This is a genomic window from Haloarcula argentinensis DSM 12282, from assembly GCA_000336895.1.
Classification (GTDB): domain Archaea; phylum Halobacteriota; class Halobacteria; order Halobacteriales; family Haloarculaceae; genus Haloarcula; species Haloarcula argentinensis.
In genome coordinates, this window is the sequence record AOLX01000027.1 from 290,827 (window position 1) to 313,198 (window position 22,372).

Below are 22,372 nucleotides of genomic sequence, written 5' to 3' on the forward strand. Positions count from 1 at the left end.
AGTGCATGATAAGAATGCTATCCGTACATACGGATATAAGTGCTCTGAGGTACCTATAGACTGGATTCTATGGAAGTAATCATTCGATCATCAATATGAATAAGTTGCATGCACCATAAAATATATAAATGCATTGCTAGTTCTAGATATAGTCTAGAACGAGATAGTCGAGAATCGCAGGACTCAAGTGTACTAGACGAGGAATCGGCGCAGCAGACTGCTCGTGGCTGTTTTCGAGATGGGTCGGAGGAACACTTGCAGGGTGGTGTGTGACTGTTCGGCGTGAAAACACTTGAAACACTTGTACGGTGGTCACTGGTTTTATATAGAGTCACTCGAAAGGTGGGATACGATGGTCGACGTGAACGAGAACCCGTTCGATGGGACTGACGCGATCTTCGAACGAAAGCAACCGCTGAAAAAAGACACGTTCACGCCGGATACGATCTTTCACCGCGATGAGGAGATCGAGTTCTACATTAACGCGCTTCAGGATGTCATCGTCGGCCACGACCCCAACAACGTCTTTGTTTACGGCCCAACAGGGGTCGGAAAGACAGCTGTTACGAAGTGGGTCCGGGACAAGCTCGAAGAGAAAGCCGAGGCCGAGGACATCCCGCTCACCGTTGTCGGCCCGATAAACTGCCGGAACTACCGATCGGCGTACGCGCTGGTCAACACACTCGTTAACGAGTTCCGGGACCCGGAGAACCAACTCCCCGAGAGCGGCTACAGCACTGACAGCGTCTTCGAGTTTCTTTACGAAGAGATCGAGGCTGTCGGCGGCAACGTCCTCATTATTCTGGACGAGATCGACAACATTCCAGCGGACGCGCGAAACGACTTCCTCTACGAACTACCGCGGGCCGAAGCGAACGAGAACACGCCGATCACCGATGCGAAGGTCGGGCTCATCGGGATCTCGAACGACCTCAAGTTCGTCGACGTGCTGGAACCCAAGGTGAAATCGACGCTGGGGGAGCGAGAGATCAAGTTCGGCCCATATGACGCGACTGAACTTCGAGATATTCTTGGCTACTACGCTGACATCGCGTTCCGGGAGGACGTGCTCGGCGAAGATGTCGTCCCGCTGGCGGCGGCCTTCTCGGCACAGGAACGCGGCGACGTTCGGCAGGGGCTCCGAATCCTGGAAAAGGCCGGGGAGTACGCGCGGATGGAGGGCGCGGATGGTGTGACCGAAGCGCATACGCGACGGGCGACAGATACCATCGAAACCGACGAACTGCTGGATTACTTCGAGCACGACCTGAGTTCACAGCAGGCGCTGACGTATCTCGCGACGACGCTTGCGCTCATCGAACCGAAACACGAGGCGTCGACGAAACGGATATACAACCTCTATTCTTCGATTGCGGAGTCGAGCGGCCGCCGCGTGAAGTCCGAGCGGAAAATCTACGAGTTCCTCGACCAGCTTTCGATGCAGGGGCTAGTCCGCTCGGCCGAACGCAACCTCGGCCGCAAGGGTGGGCGCAAATACATTTACGAGGTCACTGACGATCCGACCGATATCATCAACGCTGCACTCCAATCCTCCTACAGCGATGCCGTACCGAGTAACGTCAACGGGATTCTCGAACACTATCTGGAGGACGAGGCCACCGAGTTCGAGGCGCCGGACACGACCGACGACGAGCAACAGAACCTCTGGCAGTTCACGTAGCCGGCGTATTTGCTCCCCTCCCCCCTCCGGGCTCACACGGCAGAACACTTGCACGGTGGTGTGTGTGTGTTCAACGGCGGTCTCTCTATTGTGCAGTCCAGAACAGTTGCAGGGTGGTGTGTGTCTGCCCACGATAGACCGCGACCCCTGAGTGCTAACAAGCGATTATGTGGTATTTGCCCTCCACTGCAGTGTGTAGAACACTTGCAGACCGGTGTGTCAGCCCGTCCTGTCGCCGCACCGCGGTATTCCGTTTCGAAAACACTTGCAGGGTGGTGTCAACCCCGATTCGGCGGAAAAACGCCCAAAACGGCCGTTTCCGAACACTTGCACGGTGGTGTGTCCTGTCTATTCTATCCTGTTTCTATCGGTGCGGGAAACACTTGCAAGGTGGTGTGAAAGCCCGCACAGAGACGCCGAACTGTAGCGTAGTAACACTTGCAGGGTGGTGCTTTAGTGGAACCCAGGCACGAATACACCCGTGTGAACACTTGCACGGTGGTGTGTGAACACCTGTGCACTGTTTTGGTCCGGTTGTAGTCGAACTGGAAACACTTGCAGGGTGGTGATAGAACACTCGTAGGGTGGTGTCGGATCGCTTGTGTAGGGCTGTCAGAACACTTGTAGGGTGGTGTGCTGGCCCATTATCACCGAGCTGATCCCTACAGCGACCGTCCCGTTCGGCGTACCTGTGCTGTTCAGGCCAGCCGATAATGAACTGTCATACACTGATAATGGCAGCGAGGCTTCGCCAGAGAACACTCGAAGGGTGGTGTTCCCGCGAAAAACACACGTTGTTTGCGATGCAATCAATCAAGCGATGGTGATCGACTGAGCCCTCCCCATTACATCGGGGCCTGGTTGTAGATGAGGTTCCGCTGGATGTCGTTGGCCCCCTCGTAGATGACCGGAATCCGGACGTCGCGGTACACGCGGGAGATACGGTTCTCCGTCAGCACCGACCGCCCTCCGTGGAGCTGCATTCCTTTCTCCGCACAGTCCATTGCGGCTTCGGTCGCGTTGGTCTTTGCCAGTGCGGCCCAGTAGCCGGCGTTCTCCTGATTGGCGACGCGCTCCGCCGCGTGCCAGGTGAGCGCTCGGGCGGACTGGAGGCCGAGTTGCATGTCGGCCAGTTTGTGCTGGACCGCCTGGAACTCATCGACAGTTTTGCCGAAGGCCTCGCGGTCGTGGACGAACTCCCAGGCTTCTTCGATGGCCGCCGCGGCGAGACCGATGCCGTGCCCGCCGACGACGACGCGGCCGTGATTGAAGAACTCGGCGAGCATGTAGAAGCCGGCCCCTTCGACGCCGATAAGGTTCTCCTCCGGAATCCGGCAGTCGTCGAGCACGATGTGGGCCTGCTTGGACGCCCGGAAGCCCATCTTTTCGGGGATGTGTTCGGCGTGGTAGCCGTCGGCGTCTGTCGGGACGATGAACATCGAGTAGTTCCCGTAGCGGTCGTTCGGATCGTCACCGGTCTTGGCGTACAGCGTCACCCAGTCCGCTTCGACGCCGTTGCCGATCCAGTACTTTTCACCGTTGAGTACCCACTCGTCACCATCTTTCTCAGCGGCCGTCGTCATCCCGGCAAGGTCGCTTCCGGTCTCCGGTTCGGAGACGGCGAGGCCGGTAAGCTGGTCGCCGGCTGCGACGGGCTCGAGGAACTCCTCTTTCTGCCAGTCCGCGCCGTGGTCCTCGACGATCTCTGCCCCGAAGCTGGCGAGCTGGATCGTCAGCGCGATCCCTGCGTCGGCTTTGTACAACTCCTCCGCCATCGCAAGCATCTGCTGGAGGTCGTAGCCGCTCCCGCCCCACTCCTCGCCGATGTCCTGGGCGACGAGGCCGGCCTCCCTGGCTGCTTCGAGCACGTCCCAGGGATACTCCCCGGACGCGTAGTACTCACCTGCGACTGGTTCGATATGCTCCGCGGCGAACTCCCGAGCCTCCTCCTTGACCTCGTGTGCGTGTTCCGGAACGAGTTTCTCGGATAGCAAGTCCATGGGAATTATCATGGTTTGTGTACTCATATACTCCGTGGAACTCTGCCAAACACCGTCGTAGTTGTTTTTCGGAAAATCCTGATAATCGGCCAGCACGCTTTTCCACGGCTGTGGCCTTCCTCGAACATGAATCGTCGAGACTACCTGCTCGCCGGAGCCACCCTCGGAACCGCCGGGCTTGCGGGATGTTCGTTTCTGGCTGCAGCCGAGGCACCACCACCGGACGTTCCGAAACAGCGTCTCGAAGACGGCGGCTGGACGCGAACGGACCAGTCCTCGGAGACAGTGTTCGACCGGAGCTACGGCCCGGTTTCGGTCGAGGCCGTCTCCAGTACGGTCCAGTACGCCGACGAACAGCTACAGGAGCGTGTCGCCAGCCGAACCCTCGACCAGGTCCAGACTGCGCTCTCCGTGTTTTTCGCCACCCGCGTCGATTTTAGCCCCAATCTGGACAATCTCCCGGCTGGCGTGGGTCGCGAGGAACTGCTGGCGGAAGTCAGAACGAACGCCCGTGATAGCTTTGAACAGCAGATGGAAGCGCAGGGGCTGACCGACATCGAGAAATCCGGCGAGGGAACAATCGATATCGACACCGGTGAGACAGCCGAGACAGTGGAACTATCTGCTGTGTACCCATTCGAGGGCATCGCCTTTGATGTGACCGACAGTGAAGCTGTCGAGATACCGTCCAGCGACATTGATATCTCGGCGATGTTCGCCGTCTGGCACCACGGCGATTTCGTCATCATTTCCGGGGGCGCGTACCCGGTGCAGAACTTCGAGCAGGTCGTCGAAAGTGAACTGAGCGACGGAATCACAGTCACTGTCGATGTTGATCTCGGACTTCAGCCCGACACCTATCGGACCGAAGTCCGGAATCTCGTCACTGGCGTCGAGTAAATCCCATCATTCACGCTCAGTAACCGCTACTGTCGCTGGAGACATTCGCACTCCGGCGATAATCTCCTATTCTGGCGCGGCGTCGTCAGGGACGCGACCCTCGACGAGTGATTCGTCGGCGTACTCGTCGCGGAGCGACTTCTTGTCGAACTTCCCGGTTGCCGTCTTCGGTACCTCGTCGATGGTGACGAAGTTGTCTGGGACCCACCATTTGGGGTAGGAGTCGAGAATGTACTCCCGGAGTTCATCACCAAGCGTCTCCTCGTCGGCGTCAGGCGTCGGAACGATCATCGCGAGTGGGCGCTCCTGCCAGCGCTCGTGGGGGACACCGATGACTGCCGCCTCGTTAACATCGTCGTGGGATAGCAGTTCGTTTTCCAGTTCCAGCGAGGAGATCCACTCTCCGCCGCTCTTGATGACGTCTTTCGCCCGGTCGACGATCTTGATGTAGCCGTCCTCGTCGACGGACACCACGTCACCGGTCTTCAGATAGCCATCCTCGAACTCCTGTTCGTTCGCTTCCGGCCGCTTGAAGTACTCTGTCGTCACCCACGGCCCGCGGATGTGGAGTTCGCCGAAGTCCTCGCCGTTGTGCGGGACCTCGTTGCCGTTGTCGTCGATGACACGGAACTCCAGCCCGGGCGTGATTAGCCCCTGCTTTGCCCGCTTGTCCAGTTGCGTCTGATAGTCGGCGTCCTCCAGGTCACTCCGCAGGGACGACACCGCACCCACTGGGGCCGTCTCGGTCATCCCCCAGGCGTGGACGAGCTCCACACCACGGTCGTCGAAGAACCGGATCATCGCTTCGGGTGCGGCGCTGCCGCCGACGATAAGACGTTCGAGCGAGGAGAGGTCGACGTCGTTCTCCTTGACGTACTCCATCAGTCCCAGCCAGACGGTCGGGACGCCAGCAGTGACGGTGACGTTCTCCTCTTCGATGAGCTTCGCGAGGTCCGCCGGTTCCGGCTGTGGGCCGGGGTAGACGTGCTTGGCCCCGCCGGCGGTTGCCGAAAACGGGAGGCCCCACGCGTTGACGTGGAACATCGGGACGACCGGCATCATGACGTCGTCGTCGTCGAGTGGAATCCCCTGTGGCGACTGTATCGCCATCGTGTGGCTCCACAGCATCTGCTGGGTGTACTCGACGCCTTTCGGCCGCCCGGTCGTACCGGACGTGTAACAGAGACCGGCGGGGCGGTCCTCCTCCAGTTCAGGCCAGTCGTACTCAGTCGGCTGGTCGGCGATGAACGACTCGTAGGAAACGGCATCGAGCTCCGTGTCTGGAACGGACTCGCTCATCACGATGAACTGCTCGACCGTTTCAAAGGACTCCGGATCATCGACGGCGGCACCCTCGAGTTTCGGCAGGAGCGATTCGTCGACGAAAATGAGTTCGTCCTGCGCGTCGCTGACGATATACTGGATGTGTTCGTCGGGCAGCAGTGGGTTGATAGTGTGTAGCTGCGCACCAGTTCCGGGTACTCCGAAGTACGTCTCGAAGTGACGGCTGTGGTTCCAGCAGAACGTTCCGAGCCGTTCGCCGTCGCCGTAGCCGGCTTCCTCGATCGCGTTCGCTAACTGCGCCGTCCGTTCGGCATACTCGGCGTAGTCGTGACGGACGATACCTTCGTGGGTACGAGAGACGACCTCTGTGTCCGGATACAGTGTTTCTGCGCGCCACAGGAACGGCCGTAGAGTTTGTGGGCTGCCTCCTGGCATATCATGACGCAGGGGCTCACGATACAAGAAACACTGCTAAATCTTTCATGATGGAAAAGGAGTTCATCCGCAGTGCCCGCCGTCCCCATCGTTGCGACCTGCTTACACTTCGATTTCCTGCATCAGGTCGACCAGCTCTTCCAGTTCCGGAAACGTGTACACTTTGACGTTGATGTCGGACTCCAGTGCGTGGACGCGGGAATCGAACATCAGCGCCATCTCGTTGTCCCGGTCACCGACGAGCTGGTCCACCATCCCGCTTCCGGGGCCGAACGTGAAGTTCGGTGTGGAGATGTCGATGGTGGTATCCAGAACGTTCGCCCAGCCGTCGATGAAGCCGCTGGTCATGATGTTGCCGATCTCCTGAATCGCCGAGCGTTCCATGTCGGTGAAGCCGCTCGCGTTGGGGTCTGTCTCACCCATGTCGCCGATCATGCCGGTGGCGAGGTCCTTCGCACTGGCGGCGTTGAACAGGAACAGGATGTGCCCGTGGGGCTTTTCGACCATTTCGATACTGATACCGATCTGCTTCTCGTCGCCGACGTGTGTTTTGATATCCGGGATATCGATGAAGTTGATCTTCGTGATCTCCATCTCTGTCTCCATCCCAGTCATCTGGCTAAGGTGGTTCGCAACGGTGTTACCACCTTCTTTAGCCATCTGATTGAACAACCCGAGCTTCCGAATATCTATCATCAGACTCATTCGTTAGGACCAGCGTTGCCGCTGAGTTGTGTGCCCTCATACATAAGCTATGCACCCGCATTTTCGTCGGCGAGAATCGGAGCGTGTCGATACAGCTTTCCTCACTCCACCCGGACGCTTACAGCGACACCCTCACCGAGTGGTAGCAGCCCGGTCTCGAACGCTGGGTCGTCGCCGACGCGTTCGAGATACGCGGCGATACCGCGACTCGTTTCGTTGGCATCGATATCGTCGCCGTCTAACAGTGCCTGTACCGCCTCGAACTCCAGCGGCCCGGCCTCGATCATGTTATCGGCGACCACGGCCCCGCCGACCGGCACTTTGTCCCGGACAGCTTCGAAGGCCTCCGTGTATCGGTGTTTCTCGTTGTCGATGAGAACCACATCGAACGGACCGTCGTAGTTCTCGACGGTTTCGATTGCATCCCCGTGTTCGAAGACGGCCCGGTCGGCGAACCCGCCGCGATCGAGAAACTCGCGGGCTTCCGCCAGCTCATCGGCGTCAACCTCTGTCAGGACAATCTGCCCGTCGGCGGATACCGCGGGTGCCATCCAGTACGCCGAATAGCCGAAGCCGGAGCCGAACTCGAAGACACGGTCGGCGTCAACCATCCGGGCAACGAGGCGGAGCCACCCGCCGACTGCGGGGCCGACCGTCGGGAACCCTTCCCGGTCGGCTTTAGCATCCATTTCCCCGATAACCTGGTCGCTGGCTGGCGCTAGCGTACGGGCAAATTGCTCTGTGACTTCAGGGAGCGGGGTTTCGTCCATACCGGGCTATGTCGGGAGCGATGACATAAATGAGTGGGTCGGCACCGGGGCTAGCCGAGTTCGAGGCGTTCGACGTACCGGATGACCGACTCCAGCGCGGGGTTGGAGTAGTACTCGACAGTGTTGGCCGCTGTCTCGTATGAGAGAATCCCGAGGTCGTCCAGCCGCGGAAGGTGGTTATGTGCCAGCGACACACCAACTTCGTCGCGTGATTTAGGCGTCTCCCTGGCTGGAATCGCCTTCTCCCGCTCGTAGACGCGGTCGACGAGGTCGTCAAGTGGGACCTCGGTGTCCGACCGGTCTTTCAGATGATACAGGAGACTGCGCCGCCGCGGAGCGGAGATCAGTTCCAGTACTTGGTCGAACGAGTACGGTATTGGAATGGTTTCGGGCTCTTCCGGGTCGCCCTTCTTGACGCCGCCGGGTGGGGTGACGGTATCTCGGAACGTCGGCGTCTCCTCTGCGTCCTTCGACGCTGTGACGGTCCAGCCGTGGTCCGGGAGGTATTCGTACACGACATCATACAGCGGTCGAAACATCTCGACTGTCTCTTCCGTATGGACCTCCGGGTCCATGTGATGATGGCTCAAAACCCCCATCTCGGCACACTGTCGGTTCAGCGCGGTTACCAGCGCGATGACGCGGTCACGCTCCCAGGACTCGAGTAGTCCGGTTAGCGAATGGAGGCAGAGCAGTAGCGGCGCATCCGCCTGTTCCAGTCGACCGAGATGGCGAGAGACGGTCGCGCCGATGTCTATCGGCGCCACTGTCGTGGGAAGGGTATCGAGCGTCAATGAGGGAAATGCGCCGGACGCCGCTGCCTGTGAGTTGGCCGGTAACTCGCTGCCGGCATCGACGATGATCGCCTCTTCGGGCATCTCGTCGTCGAGGTGCTGCTGCCACAGCGAGAGGCGGGAATCGGGGGACTCGGACACTGTGACACAGATCGCTTTCGACTCACTGACGCCCTGCTCGGCCAGAAACCCGGCACATCCCTCTCGTTCTGCGTCGCTCGATTCGTGCGCCAGCACCAATACGGACGACGCATCTTTCAGAGGCTGGTCCACTGTCCCACTCCCGGAGTTCATTGCATACTGTATCGTATCAGGAACCATAAACCCATCAACAAATAAGCATTCCCGTGACATACGGTAACTTTTGATAAGCTCCGGTTAAATATGAGACAGTGACCGTATCGGCTCTCGCTGTGTGACCCGTTCGTAGCGTGTGACTGTGCGCCCCGATTCCGAGGATTTTTGCAGCACGACGCTGTATTACCGACCATGCCAATCATGTCGAGTAGCGACTTTTCTATCCACATTGAGGAGTGTGACGAGTTTGACGACGGGATGCCGATAAGTTCGCTTCCGGACGAAGTCACGTCCATCGACGACCTCGACTGCGAGTGCTGGAGTGGGTTCGAGTCGCTGGACGAGATCTGACACCAGGTGTAGCTGTCTAAATTGCCAGAATTCGATTTCGATCGACCGGCCGTTGCAGATCTCGTTGCCGACCGCCCCATCGGTGAGCTTTTGACTGCAGTATCTCAGCCGACGTCTGACCACTATCCGAAGTGGCCGTAGGTACGATCACCAGTATAAACAATACGCCTTCTGGATTACCGATTCAGTACGGGCAGCGCGCTCGTCTCGCTGGCCTTGTCACGCCGGGCCGTCCGGATCAGACATCCCAGTACGCCGGTTCGTTACCGGGATTCCACTTTATCGAGCACCCTCTGGATGGTTTCTCGACTGCCGTAATCTGATCGCCATCGAGCAACGTTTCGACGTGTGCGGCCATCTCTCGCTCGCTCGGTTCGTCGTCCGGGTTCGGCGCGTCATCGAGGCGGCCGTGGTACGCCAACTTGAACGTCCCATTGTCGTTCCGGAACAGGAACGGATCGGGGGTACAGCGAGCGCCGTACGCGGCTGCGACGTCCTGAGGCACGTCGAATAGATACGCGTCGTACTGTATCTCGCCGCGCTCGACGAGTTCCTGCATCCGCTCGAACGAGTCCTCGGGGTACTCCTCAGGGTCGTTGGAATTGATTCCGACAACCGCGAGGTCGTCGTATTCCGTCGCGAGGCGGTTTAGCTCCCCGATCTTCGCTTTCGCGTACGGACAGTGGTTGCACGTAAACACGACCAGTAGTGCGTCCGTGTCCGCGAAATCCGACAGTGAGTACGTCGTCCCGTCCGCTCCCGGCAGTTCGAACGTCGGTGCTTCGTCCCCACGTCCAAGCACGTCGGACTCCGAATCGAGTGAGACCATCGTCGTCCACTACGGCTGTCGCCGCTAAAAGTCCACGGACGCTCTACACTGACTTCTGAGGCGACCGGTTTTTGTTCAACTGTCTGCTTCTTCCGACGTCGCTGCCGCAGTATCGAAGGCTTTCGCTGCCTCGAATGCGGCGCTCCCGTCATCGACTGAGAACAGCGTCTCTTCCCCCTCCGCTTCGTGTTTTTCGAGTAATCCGACCGTCACCAGTTCTTCGAGCGTCCCGTCGAGGTACAGCGTCTTCAGCGGCACGCCGGCTGCCTCGCTCAAAGCCGTCTTCGTGTACTTCTCGTCCGAATCGAGGCGGAGTATTGTGTCAATAACCGTCGCCGCCTTGTCGTGGTTCGCAATGTGCGCCCATCCCGTGTCAGAACCAGCCCGCTGGCCACCCTCTTCGAACATTAGTCGACACCTAACCGGCAGAGGTATTAAAACCGTCTGGTGTATTTCGGCCCAAATAATGTGACCCTCTACCACTATTGAGCAAGGCTTTTGTCCGCGTCACTCTGCTGGCACTGTATGAGCAGTCGCCGCGAGATACTCGACCTGCTACGTGAGAACGCTCGCTACACGACCGAGGACATCGCTCGGTTGACCGATTACTCCGAGAGCGAGGTAGCCGAGATTATCGACGAATTCGAGGACGCAGGTATCATTCGCGGCTATCAAGCAGTCGTCGACTGGAACGCCGTCGAGAGCGACGAGGAACGCGTCCGCGCCACTGTCGAACTCAACGTCACGCTGGACCGCGAGACCAGCTATGATGATATCTCCGACCGGATCGCGAAGTTCCCGGAAGTGACTTCGCTGCGCCTCGTCAGCGGTGACTACGACTTCGATCTGGAGGTCGAGGGCGATTCGATGCGCGAAGTGTCGCATTTCATCAGCGACAAGATCGCGCCGATCCCCGAGATTACGCAGACGGTAACCCACTACATCATGGAGTCGTACAAGGAACAGGGGATGGAGTTCGACGACCACGACGATGACGACCGGCTGTCCGTCTCACCATGACGTTCGAGCCAGCAGACAGGGTCGACAGCGTGCCGCCTTCTGGCATCCGTCGGTTCTTCGAACTAGCCGAGGAGATGGACGACATCATCTCGCTCGGGGTCGGCGAACCGGATTTCTCGGCCCCGTGGGCGGCCCGTGAAGCCGCTATCGCGTCGCTCGAACGCGGCCAGACGTCCTACACCGCCAATCGTGGGAAACGGGAGCTCCGGGAACGCATCGCGGACTACGAAGCGGCGGCGCATAACCTGCAGTACGACCCCGATGAGGAAATCCTCGTCACGGCGGGTGCGAGCGAAGGGTTGGATCTCGCCTTTCGGGCGCTGCTGAACCCCGGCGATTCGATCGCTATCGCTCAGCCCTGCTACGTCTCGTACGTCCCCGGTGCGACGTTCGCCGGTATCGACGTTGTCGACGTTCCGACACGCGCGGCAGACGAGTTCAAGCTCACCCGAGAGGTGCTGGAATCGTCCGGTGCGGCCGAGGCTGACGCGCTCGTGTACTGTTACCCGAACAACCCGACCGGAGCGACGATGACGGCCGAGGAGATGGCGGATGTGGCGGCCTTTTGCCGCGAAAACGATCTCCTCGTGTTCGCCGACGAGATCTACGCCGACCTCACGTACGAACACGACCACACGTCTATCGCTACCCTCCCCGGGATGCGTGAGCGGACCGTAGTGTTCAACGGCTTCTCGAAGGCGTTCGCGATGACAGGGTTCAGACTGGGGTACGCGATGGCCCCTCCAGAGGCTATCGAGGCGATGAACCGAATCCATCAGTACTCTATGCTTTCGGCCCCGACGACGGCCCAGCACGCCGCTATCGAAGCGCTTGACAACTGCCGCGACGAGGTTACGGAGATGGCCGCGCAGTACGATCGCCGACGGAAGTACGTCCTCACGCGCTTCGAAGAGATGGGACTTGACTGCTTCCCGGCGTCCGGGGCGTTCTACGCGTTCCCGGAGTGTCCCTGGGACGATGCCGGTGAGTTCGCCGAGAGTCTGCTGCAAGAAAAGCGGGTCGCAGTCGTGCCCGGAACCGCCTTTGGTGAGGGCGGATCGGGCCACCTCCGTGTGTCGTACGCGACCGGTCTCGACGATCTCAAAGAAGCGATGGCCCGGATCGAGTCATTCCTTAATTGACAACTACTCCCGGCGAAACATTCAGTACGGTCCACTTACTACCGTGAGGAGACCGTGATACAATCACTCGGAAACTCTTTTTCAGTGACAGTTAGTGGGGGTAAAGTTTTTTCCTGCCTAACGGGAGATGAATAACAATGGCTATCGATGATACCGGGGGAGGTGAGTCAGATCAGGTCAACGGTGGGGGAAACCTGACTGACGAGCCTGTACGGGTCGGCGAATATACGTGGGATGATCTTCGGCGGGAGGTACACGATGGGGGGCGGTTCGATCGGAGCGTGTACCTCGGCTTCGAGCCGAGAGAACTCAGTCAGCGACTCGAAGACGCGGCAAGTGCCGGGAAAACACTGCAAGCGCCGTTCGAAGAGTATCTCGACCCGACCACGACACCAGTCGCGAAAGACATCTACACATGGGAGCATTTCAAACAGGAGTACTACTACGAGGACGGCAGTCTTCCCCGTGATGGTAACGGCGAAGTCATCCCTTTTGACGAAAGCGAGTATCTGAACTTCGACCCCGAACACACGGAAAACAGGCTGTCCGCCGCCGAAGACATCGCCAGTGAACTGCATGAGTACGTCGATCAAAACACCGTCGACGTGAACCCGGAACTGGACGAAGACGAGTTTTTCTCGACACGGGACGGCCACACGACCGTCGTCAACCGCTACGACCTCGAAAAAGCCGTTCCCCAGTCGAAGAAATCTCACTTCAACGAACTGGAACGGTACTGGGTCAACAAGCCCTACGCCTGCGTCATCATCTTCCACTCACGAAAAGAGAACGAGAAAAAGTACTACGTCATTGAGCCGTACCTCACCGATATTGAGATCAACCTTCGGGAGTTCCTCTCGGGCAAGCTCAAGACCGCGATCAAGTATTCTGAGGACGACGTGATCGTTCAGGGGACCGACGCCGACCGGGCACAGGTCATCCAGCGGGAGGCCGAACAACTCCTCTCGCGGTACGACCTCTACAACGGTTCGGTCTCCAGTAGCGGTGAAGAGAGCGTTCTCGGACAGGTCAAGGAACTGTTCGGGATCGAATCGGAGACGCAAAGCGAAACCACGGGACCGCTCTCAGGTATTTCGACACGTCCCGAGCCGGCTATCCTCGAAGACGACGATCCGAAACTGAACGAGTATCAGGTCGAGAAGCTGCTGTACATGCTCAAACGGGACTTCGTCGGCTACGCCCGGATCGATGGTGTCAAACACGACATCAACGTGGAGGATATCTCCTGTGACGGGTACAACTCCCGGGTGTTCGTCTATCACACCGACTACGAGCAGATCATCTCGAATGTCCAACACGGCGAAGGCGAACTCGATGACTTCGTCGTGAAACTCGCCCAGCGCTCGGGCAAGGGTATCTCGAAGCGACAGCCACAGGTCGACGCGACCCTGCCGGATGGATCGCGTGCGCAGCTGACGCTGGGTCGTGAGGTGTCCGACCACGGGACGAACTACACCATCCGACAGTTCAAGGACGTGCCGTTCACGCCGATCGACCTCATCAACTGGAACACTTTTTCGCTGGACGAGATGGCGTTCCTCTGGCTCTGTATCGAGAACAACAAGAGCCTCATCTTCGCCGGCGGTACTGCTTCGGGGAAGACGACCAGCCTGAACGCCGTGTCGCTGTTCATCCCGTCGAACTCCAAGATCGTCTCTATCGAGGACACGCGTGAGGTCGAGCTACCCCAGCGGAACTGGGTGGCAAGCGTTACGCGCCCCTCCTTCGGTGAGGACGATAAGGGTGACGTCGACGAGTTCGATCTGCTCGAGGCCGCACTCCGTCAGCGTCCGGACTACATCGTCATGGGTGAGATCCGTGGCGAGGAAGGGCGAACGCTGTTTCAGGTCATGTCGACCGGGCACACCACCTACACCACGTTCCACGCTGACTCCGTCGGCGAGGTTATCAAGCGGTTCACCACCGAACCGATCAACGTCTCGAAGACGCTGTTTACGGCGCTCGACTTGGTCTCGATTCAGACCCAGACGCGGGTCGACGGCAACAAGGTCCGCCGGAACAAGTCCCTGACCGAAATCAACGAGTACTCCGCGGAGAACGACGAGATCAACGTTCGGGACGTGTACGAGTGGCGCGCCGAGACGGACGAGTACATCCAGATGGGGAACTCGAACACGCTCGAAGAGATCAAGTTCGACCGCGGGTGGACCCAGGATAAACTCGACGAGGAGCTGTTCAAGCGCAAGGTCGTCCTCGCGTACCTCATCGAGAAGGGGCTGAACACCTACACGCAGGTCGCGGCGACCATTCAGGCGTTCATCAATGACCCCGACACCATTCTCACGCTCATCGCCAACGATCAACTCGAACTGTCACTCGAGGACCTCCGGGAGATGGAATCTGTCAAGATCGACATCGACCCCGAAAAAGAGGAGATGGTGCCTCGGCCGGACGCGCCCCCGGAGATGGTCGAGGAGACCAAGCAGGTGCTAGACAACGCCCAGCCACTGTTCAACACGTACAAGAGCCGCGAAACGCCGGACATCGTTTCGGCGCTGATGGACGATTCTGAGGAGAGCGCTGACGAAGACAGTATTGACTTCGGCCAGTTCGTTCCGAAGGCCGGAGCGGAGGCAGATAGCGAATGAGCCTCGACACACCGGGTCAGCAACAGGTGGGCAGCGGCGGTGCGCTCGGTGACACGTTCTACCCGGCGTACCAGATGGTGTTCGACGACGAGGGCGACTTCGTCAACAGTGTCGAGAACAAACTCGCGGAGGCCCGGATGGCCAACAACGTCGAGATGTTCCTCGCACGCGCGCTCGCAGTGGGTGTCATTGCGGGGCTCGCACTGTGGCTCGTCGGTACGTTCCTCGGGTATCTACTGGTTCAGTTGCTGTTTACCGGCGGGGAAGCACCGACGCTCATCGGGATTCCAGTGTCAGAGAGCGTCTCAGAGACCCTCGCCGTGCTGAAACTCCCCTTCCTCGTCATCGTGACTGGGCTCGTCTTCGGTGCTATCGGGTTCGGTATCGGATTCGGGTCGCTGGTCTCGATACCGTATTTCCGTGCGAGCGCACGCGAGCGCGAAATCAACGTCCTGTTGTCCGACTCGATCTCGTTCATGTATGCGCTGTCCGTGGGCGGACTCAACCAACTCGAAATTCTGCAGTCGATGGGGAAGGCCGAAGACACGTACGGTGAGGTCGCAAAGGAGTTCCAGTCCATCGTGCTGGAGACGGAGTACTTCGATACCGACTACCGGACCGCTGTCCGGAACCAGGCGCTGCAAACCCCGTCGGACGAACTGTCCCAATTCCTGACGGATATGCTCTCTATCATTAACTCCGGCGGGGACATGACCTCCTTCCTCGAAGATCAGAAGGAAAAGCACATGCGAACCGCCCGGCAGGAACAGGAGAAGATGCTGGAGACGCTGGAGCTGTTCGGCGAGATGTACATGACGCTCTCGCTGTTCCCACTGCTTCTCATTATCATTCTGGTCATCATGTCGATGATGGGCAACGCCCAGAAATCGCTCATTTACGGGACCGTGTATGGGCTGATTCCCCTGACAGGTCTGGGCTTTCTGGTTCTCGTCTCGACTGTCACGCAGGACTCTATCGGGGACGGCTATCTGCGTTCGAGCCCTGGCGAGAAGGAACTCGTCGTCGACGAAGGTGTCGGCGTGTTCAACCTCGGGCTCATCGAGAGCTACACAGGGACCTACAGCGTCTTCGACCGGATCAAGAGTCGGGAGGGAACCCACGAACTCCTCGCTATCCTTACGCGCCCCGACCTGTTCTTCCGGGACCATCCCCTGTTAGTGCTGTGGCTGACAGTTCCGCTGTCAATTCTCGCCATCGTTGCGGCGATCGTCATCGGCTGGGCCCCGCTATCGCTGGATGGGATGATCGCCGTCCCGGTCCGCTCGACGTTCTTCTGGGTGTACGTCCCGATGTACATCAACTTCATCCCGCTGATGATCTTCTACGAGTGGAACCAGCGCTCACGGAAGGCGATAATCGGAAAGCTCTCCGAGAACCTCCGGAAACTCGCGTCAGCCAACGATACCGGGATGACGCTGCTGGAGTCGGTCAAAGTGGTCTCCGAGACGTCCTCCGGAAAGCTCTCAGAGGAGTTCGAGACCATCCACGCAAAGGTAAACTACGGCACGAGCCTGAAAGACGCGCTTCGGGAATTCAACAACAAGTACAATGTCCCGCGGCTGGCGCGGACAGTCAAGCTCATCGCAGAGGCACAGGAAGCCTCCAGCCAGATTCAGGACGTGCTTTCGACGGCTGCCCAGGCCTCGGAGAACCAGGACGACATCGAACGCGAACGAAAATCCCGGACGCGGATGCAGACGGTCATTATCCTGATGACGTACCTGACGTTGCTCGGCGTGATGGCGCTGCTGAAGACACAGTTCCTCGATGTGATGTCGGGACTGGCGACGCAGGCCTCCGGGTCAAGTAGTTCGAGCGCGCCCGGTGGCGGCTTCGGTGGCAGCGTCGACACGGAACTACTGTCGATGCTGTTCTTCCATGCAGTGACGCTACAGGCGCTGCTGTCGTCGTTTATTGCCGGCTATATCCGGGAAGTGAAGCTTGTCGCAGGCGTGAAATTCGCAGTCGTCCTGTCGACGATTGCACTGGTGGTGTGGATCGCCGTGGGCTAGCATCCGGCTCGCGGTTCGACAGCGGACGTATCAAACAGCAAATGGGGTGTGTGGGACATGGATACAAGAGCACAAACACCGCAGGACTTCGCCGTCGGGGTGAGCGTCCTGCTCGTGACGATAATCGGGGTATTGGCATTCGTACAGGGTAGTGCAGTCGGCGTGTACGAGTCCCCAGACGTACAGCGTAACCAACCAATTGCGGACAGAGCGGCAACGTATCTCGTCGAAAACCACTCGGTGGACGGCACACGGAATCTCGTTCGCTACAACACGAGTGGTGGGATCAATGCGTCCCTCAACGCGGATAGTCCCAATCTCGATGGTCTCAGGGACAACGCTGGACTCGATGTCGCGACGGAACGCCGCGTGAACCCGCGGGTGAACGTAACGGTGGTCAACGCGTCAGCGCTCAAAGCAGGGACACGGGACCCAGCAGTTGATGGCCACGGCCAGCGGCTCGCCTGGGGACCGTCGGTTGACGGCCGGACGAACGTCGCGACCACATCTCGTGTGGTGAAACTGACCAACTCGACCGACCAGTGCGACGCGGTCTGCTGGCTCGTCGTGAGGGTGTGGTAGCGATGCGTGGCCAAGCCTACACGTTGGAAGGGGTGCTCGCGGCTATCGTCGTTGTGACGGCGACCGTCTACGGCCTGTCAGCAGTCGATACCGGCCCGTTCCAGACGGGTGCCCAGCAGCGGACAGCAGAACTGGAGAATCGTGCGAGCGACACGCTCTCACTGGCGGCAGAAACCGGAGCGCTGCACAACGCGACGGCGTGTTACAGCGTCGGAACGCCGACACTCAACGGCAATCAGACGGGCAGTTCCACCGAGTTCGAGATGATGTTGAACCAGACCTTCGACCGCCAGGGCGACCAGTACAATCTCTACTTGAGCTACTGGGACCGTGATTCGGACGCGCGTCAGACTGCCCTTGTCTCGCAGGCGTCTGATGAGAACGTCGCTGAGAGGCCGGCTGATGCGGCCGTCGCGACCGAAACGGTGACGCTGACCGACGATATGCCAGCCCGAATCCGCGGCTGCAGCGGTACCGGGCCGCCCCTCTCGACCGTCGATGGGTACTTCGCTCCCGATGCGGAGCCCGACTCTATCGTCTACAACGTCGTGGAGGTGCGTCTGGTCGTATGGTAGCCAACGAGCGCGGGCAACTGCTGTTGGTCGGTGGGATCGCTGTCGCTATCGTCGTGTTCAGCACGATTCTGTTTGCCCACAGTCTCGCGGTCACTGACGGTATCACGACCACCGGGAGTGCAGAGACTATCGAGCGTTCTGCTGACCGCGAAGCTTCCGTTGAGCGGGATCTCGGACGGCTTGCGGCCGAAACGAGGGGCGATGATATCGATGGATTTGAGGAGCGATATGAATACGCGCTCCGGAACTACACGAAGACGCACAACCGGGTCGTCGCAAGCAGTGGCGGGACCTATCTCAACGCGACGCTGAACGAGTCGGCGTCGCTCGGGACTGAGGTGAACCAGACGAATTCGAAGCAGTTCAAAAGGCCACACGGTACCGGTTCGAAGACAGACTGGGACATAGCTCAGGACGTACGACGTGTAGCCGTTTTCAGGGCCACAGTCACCAATATAAATGGCAAAGGAAACAGATTAAACATCACTGTTAACAGCTCAAAAAGTAAGTCCGTTGACTGGTACTTGAATGTAACTGGTGACCCCTCCGGAAATCGTAGGAACGCCACCGTTAACGGTAATCTTATTTGTGATGGAAAGGGCGAACTGCACATCAATCTGGTTGAGGGAACCTGTGAAATTGGAGGCAGCACAAAAACATCGTTTACTTCGTTTTCCGACACTGTCGATAGTCGATACAATGTCAGCATCAACCATGGTAGTCATGCCAGTGGTACCTACGTCTTTGCTGCCGACGGTGACTTTACTTCCCCAGATAGTTACAACAGTGCTGATACCTCGCCGTATCCCGTCGTCCCTGCCGTAGATACGACCTACCACACACCATCTGCGAGCTACAACCGAACAGTCCTTGTGGAGGTGGACGACGGATGAGCCTTGACCGCCTCCTGTCTGACAACCGCGCCGTCTCACCCGCAGTCACGCAGGCACTCACTATCGGTATCACGTCGCTGCTGGTGACCGGTCTCCTCATCGGCGGGAGCCAGATGGTCGATTCACAGCGTGAGCGAGTGACAGAAGAAGCGCTGGAGAACGTCGGCGATGGTATTGCGCGCGACCTGATTCGCTTGGATGCGTTCGACACTGAGACCCTCAATTCGACAGTGTCGTTTCGTGCCACGTATCCGGAGCGGATCGCTGACCAATCGTACAATGTCGAGGTCTCGCCTGATATATCACGCACGCGCGTGTACGTGAATGCAACAGGATTGAATCGGTACGCTGTCGTCCGATTTGCGAATGAAACTAACGTCTGCCCATCTGTCGTCTCCAGCGGCCCACTGGCTGTCTCGTATAATGCGTCCGCCGACTGTATGGAGGTGACACGCGGATGACCACACCACTGTCAAGCCAAAACAGTCACGACCGTGGTGTGTCCGACCTGCTCGCATTTACGCTCACGTTCAGTATCATCATCACCGGCATTGCGCTGGTGACGCTTGGCGGGCTTGGAGCGTTCGATGCCATCCAACAAGGGGCGACAACCGATGTCGCAGAAACGTCGATGATTGGGTTCGCAGAAACCACGGACGACCATATCCAGAGCGGCGCCCCTCGAAGGACCACGAGTATGAAACTCCAGGGCCACGGACTCTCCCTCCAGGCGTCAACGCTGAACGTAACTGTTGACGGACGTTCAACAAATATCTCGATCGGAGCGTTCGTTCGGGAAACTGACTCGGGGACTGATATCGTCTACACCAGCGGTGCGGTGTATCGAGTCCAGCAGGAGGGACTGGTCGTCTCACGGAAACCTAGCTTTCGGTGTGCTCCTGATAGCGGCAGCGTATACCTCTCCGTGCTTTCGCTTGACGGACAGACCGACTTCTCGTCGTCGGGCCGTCTCACGATCGAGACCGCTATCCAGAATACGACGCTTGTTTCGCCACAGGCTGGCAAGTCACCATCCGCGACAACCGTCTCGATCAACGTCTCGGAGACTGCGTATCCGGATGCATGGCACCGCCTGTTTGAGCAGGAACTATCGGACTGGTCAGGACACTCAGAACCGCATACGTACCAGTGTACCGGCATCAACCGCGCTGTAGTCCACAACACGACAGTCGATATCCGGACTATCGCCTGACGTGCCTCTATCTGCGGTCGAGAGACCCGCCGCTATCGGATACAGTACTAAGCGGTGAAAATCCGTTATGCAGCGGTCATCAGCGCTGCGATAAACGACCACTGGGTCCCGCTGTTTGCTTCCTCTTGTTTCGCCATAGCCGCAGTCTTGTCTCGTGGGTGCTTCCAGTTCATCACAGAGATACATACGTGCTCGACACGCATTAAGTGTTCGAAATCTAATATATTGTCGTGGTCTTTCATGATTGAGAGCGCTTCGCAGGTAGATACCCCTCTAGTTCCTCTCAGGCGTTAGCGTTCTCGCCTCGTCTTTATATAATTACATTTACACGAGTGCACGCGAACCGAACAGCCCGAGCGCTAAGCGAAATCCGTGATACAGACGATTATACGTCGGTAAAAGACTCTATATCTGCATCTGAGAGTAGTGAGTGTCGTATGTGAGCGGCAGTTACGTGTGAGCCGTTGGCAAGGTAGTACTATTACCCTCCACTGCATAAGATTGGATACTAATGAAGAAGCAAGAACTCATTCACCTTCACAGTCTTCTCGCGCAGGTACAGCACCACTACGAACACGAAGCGGACACCTCTGTTGAACACGACCTGTACGCCGATCTCGGTGTCAAGCCGACGTCGATCCACAAATCGAAGACAGACCACAAGGAAGCGGTGTTTGCGCTCGCTTCTGGACTGACGGATGCGATGGTCGAGGAAGCCGACGAACCACAGGCGCTGACTGCCGACTGAATCGACGTACTGTCGTCAGCTCGTTCTCACCGCTTCACTATTCCCAGTAGCTATTGGTCAGTTCTCGCCGTGGCACGGCCGCATGGTACACGCTATCTCGCCTCTCAAACAACTTATACGGGAGGCCACCGTTATTTATACTGTGAGCGACGATTCAGGGCGGCGGAATCTCCGCATGCCTACAAACGACGAGATGTTTGCAGTGGTAACAGAGCACCTTGGCGGGAACCACGTCCGCATTCGCTGTGAGGACGGCGAAACCCGACTCGGACGGATTCCGGGCCGGATGAAGTTCCGAACCTGGATTAACGAGGACGACATCGTCCTCGCCGAACCGTGGGACTGGCAAGACGAGAAGGCCAACATCGAATGGCGCTACAAGGGGCAAGACGCCGACCAGCTCCGTTCGGAAGGCCACATCGACTCGCTGACCGCCTAATTTTACCACTGTACCCGCGTCCTGGTTCACGACGACGGTGAGATAGCTCTCCATCGCGACTCGCATTGTCCCCTGTTCTAACTGTTGACTCCTGTGTGTCTCGTCGCTTGTTTCCTCATACCGTCTGGTACACTAAGAGTGTCTACTGTCCGGTTTGTCCTCCTCCCGATTGATATATAATGGATTGCTGGCCCCTGCCCACTGACCTCTATATCAGAATCTAAACACAAGGACACGTCGGATCATAGACATCCTGTCGCTGTCTTGCGGTTATGCGTGTCACGGCATCACGTTACGTATGCGTCGTGTGTGTGCTGCACAGAGCGTGTCCGAGACGATTCATTTATATGTTCCCCCGTCTTCTGAACTAATGCGAAGGTCGCACCGGGCAGCGAGCCCGGGTCGACACGCTCGGTCGGCCACCTGGGTCGGCCTGAGTTATGAACGGATCTCGCCTTCCCCTTCTGGGGTCGGCGAGATCCACCCCATGAGGATTCCACCCCTGCGGTCCGCCGTCAAGATGGAATCTGATGTGAGCCCACGGACCCATGCAGTAGTCAACATTGGTGTAGGAACCAATGTGTTTGCTTCCGACGGAGTGCAACCACTTCCGCCGCTGATGTATATCAGCACATTCCGGTTGATCCTGCCGGAGGCCATTGCTATCGGAGNGTGCAACCACTTCCGCCGCTGATGTATATCAGCACATTCCGGTTGATCCTGCCGGAGGCCATTGCTATCGGAGTCCGATTTAGCCATGCTAGTCGCACGAGTTTAGACTCGTGGCATATAGCTCAGTAACACGTGGCCAAACTACCCTACAGACCGCGATAACCTCGGGAAACTGAGGCCAATAGCGGATATAACTCTCAGGCTGGAGTGCCGAGAGTTAGAAACGTTCCGGCGCTGTAGGATGTGGCTGCGGCCGATTAGGTAGATGGTGGGGTAACGGCCCACCATGCCGATAATCGGTACAGGTTGTGAGAGCAAGAGCCTGGAGACGGTATCTGAGACAAGATACCGGGCCCTACGGGGCGCAGCAGGCGCGAAA

Annotated in this window: 21 protein-coding genes and 1 rRNA gene; 15 read left to right on the forward strand and 7 right to left on the reverse strand. The window is 58.4% G+C overall.

Annotated elements, in window-relative coordinates:
* Nucleotides 1–352 precede the first annotated feature (352 nt).
* Nucleotides 353–1,681 carry a Cdc6/Cdc18 family protein gene (locus C443_RS19385; RefSeq protein WP_004516282.1) on the forward strand — a complete coding sequence of 443 codons (1,329 nt, stop codon included), beginning with the start codon at nt 353–355 and terminating at the stop codon, nt 1,679–1,681.
* An 845-nt stretch (nt 1,682–2,526) separates the two neighbouring features.
* Here C443_RS19385 and C443_RS19390 read toward each other — a convergent pair.
* Entirely contained in the window at nt 2,527–3,681 is a 1,155-nt protein-coding gene (locus C443_RS19390; protein ID WP_005538532.1) for an acyl-CoA dehydrogenase family protein, read from the reverse strand.
* 126 nt (nt 3,682–3,807) lie between these two features.
* Here C443_RS19390 and C443_RS19395 point away from each other — a divergent pair, with 126 nt between their 5' ends.
* Entirely contained in the window at nt 3,808–4,581 is a 774-nt protein-coding gene (locus C443_RS19395) for a DUF6517 family protein (protein WP_005538534.1), read from the forward strand.
* 66 nt (nt 4,582–4,647) lie between these two features.
* Here the strand turns inward: C443_RS19395 and C443_RS19400 are convergent, their stop codons facing one another.
* The 4 genes from C443_RS19400 to C443_RS19415 form a co-directional block, all read right to left on the reverse strand.
* A complete protein-coding gene (locus tag C443_RS19400; protein ID WP_005538535.1) occupies nt 4,648–6,300 on the reverse strand; it encodes a long-chain fatty acid--CoA ligase in 1,653 nt (550 codons plus the stop codon).
* A gap of 102 nt (nt 6,301–6,402) precedes the next feature.
* Nucleotides 6,403–7,005 (reverse strand): chemotaxis protein CheC, encoded by a 603-nt coding sequence (locus tag C443_RS19405; RefSeq protein ID WP_049944153.1) that lies wholly within the window; start codon nt 7,003–7,005, stop codon nt 6,403–6,405.
* 101 nt (nt 7,006–7,106) lie between these two features.
* Nucleotides 7,107–7,775 (reverse strand): O-methyltransferase, encoded by a 669-nt coding sequence (locus tag C443_RS19410; RefSeq protein ID WP_005538537.1) that lies wholly within the window; start codon nt 7,773–7,775, stop codon nt 7,107–7,109.
* A 50-nt stretch (nt 7,776–7,825) separates the two neighbouring features.
* Nucleotides 7,826–8,863 carry a DUF7504 family protein gene (locus tag C443_RS19415; RefSeq protein ID WP_005538538.1) on the reverse strand — a complete coding sequence of 346 codons (1,038 nt, stop codon included), beginning with the start codon at nt 8,861–8,863 and terminating at the stop codon, nt 7,826–7,828.
* A 195-nt stretch (nt 8,864–9,058) separates the two neighbouring features.
* Here C443_RS19415 and C443_RS21870 point away from each other — a divergent pair, with 195 nt between their 5' ends.
* Nucleotides 9,059–9,217, forward strand: coding sequence for a hypothetical protein (locus C443_RS21870; RefSeq protein ID WP_014040640.1), 159 nt, complete (start codon nt 9,059–9,061; stop codon nt 9,215–9,217).
* A 238-nt stretch (nt 9,218–9,455) separates the two neighbouring features.
* Here the strand turns inward: C443_RS21870 and C443_RS19420 are convergent, their stop codons facing one another.
* Together C443_RS19420 and C443_RS19425 are read right to left on the reverse strand one after the other, a co-directional pair.
* A complete protein-coding gene (locus tag C443_RS19420; protein ID WP_005538540.1) occupies nt 9,456–10,046 on the reverse strand; it encodes a thioredoxin family protein in 591 nt (196 codons plus the stop codon).
* Nucleotides 10,047–10,121: 75 nt separating this feature from the next.
* The gene (locus tag C443_RS19425; protein WP_005538542.1) at nt 10,122–10,454 is read right to left on the reverse strand and encodes a hypothetical protein; all 333 of its coding nucleotides are present in this window, start codon (nt 10,452–10,454) and stop codon (nt 10,122–10,124) included.
* Nucleotides 10,455–10,571: 117 nt separating this feature from the next.
* Here C443_RS19425 and C443_RS19430 point away from each other — a divergent pair, with 117 nt between their 5' ends.
* The 12 genes from C443_RS19430 to C443_RS19485 form a co-directional block, all read left to right on the forward strand.
* Entirely contained in the window at nt 10,572–11,066 is a 495-nt protein-coding gene (locus C443_RS19430) for an Lrp/AsnC family transcriptional regulator (protein ID WP_005538544.1), read from the forward strand.
* On the forward strand, nt 11,063–12,208 hold the full coding sequence (locus C443_RS19435; protein WP_005538546.1) for a pyridoxal phosphate-dependent aminotransferase: 1,146 nt from the start codon (nt 11,063–11,065) through the stop codon (nt 12,206–12,208). Before C443_RS19430 ends, C443_RS19435 begins: the two co-directional genes overlap by 4 nt.
* Nucleotides 12,209–12,345: 137 nt before the next feature.
* Complete coding sequence (locus C443_RS19440) at nt 12,346–14,838, forward strand: type II/IV secretion system ATPase subunit (protein WP_005538548.1); 2,493 nt, start codon at nt 12,346–12,348, stop codon at nt 14,836–14,838.
* Nucleotides 14,835–16,871 (forward strand): type II secretion system F family protein, encoded by a 2,037-nt coding sequence (locus C443_RS19445; protein ID WP_005538549.1) that lies wholly within the window; start codon nt 14,835–14,837, stop codon nt 16,869–16,871. Before C443_RS19440 ends, C443_RS19445 begins: the two co-directional genes overlap by 4 nt.
* Nucleotides 16,872–16,928: 57 nt before the next feature.
* On the forward strand, nt 16,929–17,453 hold the full coding sequence (locus tag C443_RS19450) for a DUF7287 family protein (RefSeq protein WP_005538550.1): 525 nt from the start codon (nt 16,929–16,931) through the stop codon (nt 17,451–17,453).
* Between the two features lie 2 nt (nt 17,454–17,455).
* Nucleotides 17,456–18,028, forward strand: coding sequence for a DUF7288 family protein (locus C443_RS19455; protein ID WP_005538551.1), 573 nt, complete (start codon nt 17,456–17,458; stop codon nt 18,026–18,028).
* The gene (locus tag C443_RS19460; RefSeq protein WP_005538552.1) at nt 18,022–18,921 is read left to right on the forward strand and encodes a hypothetical protein; all 900 of its coding nucleotides are present in this window, start codon (nt 18,022–18,024) and stop codon (nt 18,919–18,921) included. Before C443_RS19455 ends, C443_RS19460 begins: the two co-directional genes overlap by 7 nt.
* Nucleotides 18,918–19,382 (forward strand): DUF7266 family protein, encoded by a 465-nt coding sequence (locus C443_RS19465; RefSeq protein ID WP_005538553.1) that lies wholly within the window; start codon nt 18,918–18,920, stop codon nt 19,380–19,382. Before C443_RS19460 ends, C443_RS19465 begins: the two co-directional genes overlap by 4 nt.
* Nucleotides 19,379–20,134: a DUF7289 family protein gene (locus C443_RS19470; protein ID WP_005538554.1), complete on the forward strand. Its 756-nt coding sequence runs from the start codon at nt 19,379–19,381 to the stop codon at nt 20,132–20,134. Before C443_RS19465 ends, C443_RS19470 begins: the two co-directional genes overlap by 4 nt.
* Before the next feature lie 511 nt (nt 20,135–20,645).
* Complete coding sequence (locus tag C443_RS19475; RefSeq protein WP_005538556.1) at nt 20,646–20,882, forward strand: UPF0058 family protein; 237 nt, start codon at nt 20,646–20,648, stop codon at nt 20,880–20,882.
* Nucleotides 20,883–21,024: 142 nt separating this feature from the next.
* Nucleotides 21,025–21,321 carry a translation initiation factor eIF-1A gene (locus C443_RS19480; protein WP_049909223.1) on the forward strand — a complete coding sequence of 99 codons (297 nt, stop codon included), beginning with the start codon at nt 21,025–21,027 and terminating at the stop codon, nt 21,319–21,321.
* 707 nt (nt 21,322–22,028) lie between these two features.
* Nucleotides 22,029–22,372, forward strand: a 16S ribosomal RNA gene (locus C443_RS19485); the annotation flags it as partial.

Excerpts from the sequence above, each read along its gene's own strand:
- C443_RS19440 (WP_005538548.1), top strand. The coding sequence starts at position 12,346 with ATGGCTATCGATGATACCGGGGGAGGTGAGTCAGATCAGGTCAACGGT.
- C443_RS19430 (WP_005538544.1), top strand. The coding sequence starts at position 10,572 with ATGAGCAGTCGCCGCGAGATACTCGACCTGCTACGTGAGAACGCTCGC.
- C443_RS19385 (WP_004516282.1), top strand. The coding sequence starts at position 353 with ATGGTCGACGTGAACGAGAACCCGTTCGATGGGACTGACGCGATCTTC.
- C443_RS19400 (WP_005538535.1), bottom strand. The coding sequence starts at position 6,300 with ATGCCAGGAGGCAGCCCACAAACTCTACGGCCGTTCCTGTGGCGCGCA.
- C443_RS19465 (WP_005538553.1), top strand. The coding sequence starts at position 18,918 with ATGAGCCTTGACCGCCTCCTGTCTGACAACCGCGCCGTCTCACCCGCA.
- C443_RS19415 (WP_005538538.1), bottom strand. The coding sequence starts at position 8,863 with ATGAACTCCGGGAGTGGGACAGTGGACCAGCCTCTGAAAGATGCGTCG.
- C443_RS19395 (WP_005538534.1), top strand. The coding sequence starts at position 3,808 with ATGAATCGTCGAGACTACCTGCTCGCCGGAGCCACCCTCGGAACCGCC.
- C443_RS19470 (WP_005538554.1), top strand. The coding sequence starts at position 19,379 with ATGACCACACCACTGTCAAGCCAAAACAGTCACGACCGTGGTGTGTCC.
- C443_RS19450 (WP_005538550.1), top strand. The coding sequence starts at position 16,929 with ATGGATACAAGAGCACAAACACCGCAGGACTTCGCCGTCGGGGTGAGC.
- C443_RS19460 (WP_005538552.1), top strand. The coding sequence starts at position 18,022 with ATGGTAGCCAACGAGCGCGGGCAACTGCTGTTGGTCGGTGGGATCGCT.
- C443_RS19445 (WP_005538549.1), top strand. The coding sequence starts at position 14,835 with ATGAGCCTCGACACACCGGGTCAGCAACAGGTGGGCAGCGGCGGTGCG.
- C443_RS19405 (WP_049944153.1), bottom strand. The coding sequence starts at position 7,005 with ATGAGTCTGATGATAGATATTCGGAAGCTCGGGTTGTTCAATCAGATG.
- C443_RS19435 (WP_005538546.1), top strand. The coding sequence starts at position 11,063 with ATGACGTTCGAGCCAGCAGACAGGGTCGACAGCGTGCCGCCTTCTGGC.
- C443_RS19420 (WP_005538540.1), bottom strand. The coding sequence starts at position 10,046 with ATGGTCTCACTCGATTCGGAGTCCGACGTGCTTGGACGTGGGGACGAA.
- C443_RS19410 (WP_005538537.1), bottom strand. The coding sequence starts at position 7,775 with ATGGACGAAACCCCGCTCCCTGAAGTCACAGAGCAATTTGCCCGTACG.
- C443_RS21870 (WP_014040640.1), top strand. The coding sequence starts at position 9,059 with ATGCCAATCATGTCGAGTAGCGACTTTTCTATCCACATTGAGGAGTGT.
- C443_RS19455 (WP_005538551.1), top strand. The coding sequence starts at position 17,456 with ATGCGTGGCCAAGCCTACACGTTGGAAGGGGTGCTCGCGGCTATCGTC.
- C443_RS19390 (WP_005538532.1), bottom strand. The coding sequence starts at position 3,681 with ATGGACTTGCTATCCGAGAAACTCGTTCCGGAACACGCACACGAGGTC.
- C443_RS19425 (WP_005538542.1), bottom strand. The coding sequence starts at position 10,454 with ATGTTCGAAGAGGGTGGCCAGCGGGCTGGTTCTGACACGGGATGGGCG.
- C443_RS19475 (WP_005538556.1), top strand. The coding sequence starts at position 20,646 with ATGAAGAAGCAAGAACTCATTCACCTTCACAGTCTTCTCGCGCAGGTA.